At 44.6% G+C, this 641-nt stretch carries 1 protein-coding gene; it reads left to right on the forward strand.

Annotated features, from left to right (window positions below):
- Positions 1 to 641 (forward strand): hypothetical protein (locus tag GUB10_RS16210; RefSeq protein ID WP_193712436.1); only part of this gene is annotated, 641 nt, incomplete at both ends.

The raw sequence follows: 641 nt of genomic DNA on the forward strand, positions 1-641 counted from the left end.
GTACAGGCAGACAATGGTGATTGTGAGTCAGTTTCTGAAGCTTTGGTAATCATAGAAAATTTAGGAACTCCGGCGCAGCCGCAAGCAAGTATTTCGCAACAACCAGGTTGTGAAGATACCACCGGGACTATTTCGGTAACCACCGTACAGGGAATTACTTATACTCTTTTAGACGAAAACCAAAACCCATTAAGCAATTCGATTGCAAACGGTGAATTCAGCGGATTAGGTGCTGGTACTTATTTTATACAGGCAAACAATGGCGATTGTGAGTCTGTTTCTGAAGCTTTGGTAATCATAGAAAACCTGGGAACTCCGGCGCAGCCGCAAGCAAGTATTGCGCAGCAACCAACTTGTGAAGATACCACCGGGACTATTTCGGTAACCACCGTACAGGGAATTACTTATACTCTTTTAGACGAAAACCAAAACCCATTAAGCAATTCGATTGCAAACGGTGAATTCAGCGGATTAGGTGCTGGTACTTATTTTATACAGGCAGACAATGGCGATTGTGAGTCAGTTTCTGAAGCTTTGGTAATCATAGAAAACCTGGGAACTCCGGCGCAGCCGCAAGCAAGTATTGCGCAGCAACCAACTTGTGAAGATACCACCGGGACTATTTCGGTAACCACCGTACA

The organism is Salegentibacter sp. BLCTC (genome assembly GCF_015143665.1).
Classification (GTDB): domain Bacteria; phylum Bacteroidota; class Bacteroidia; order Flavobacteriales; family Flavobacteriaceae; genus Salegentibacter; species Salegentibacter maritimus.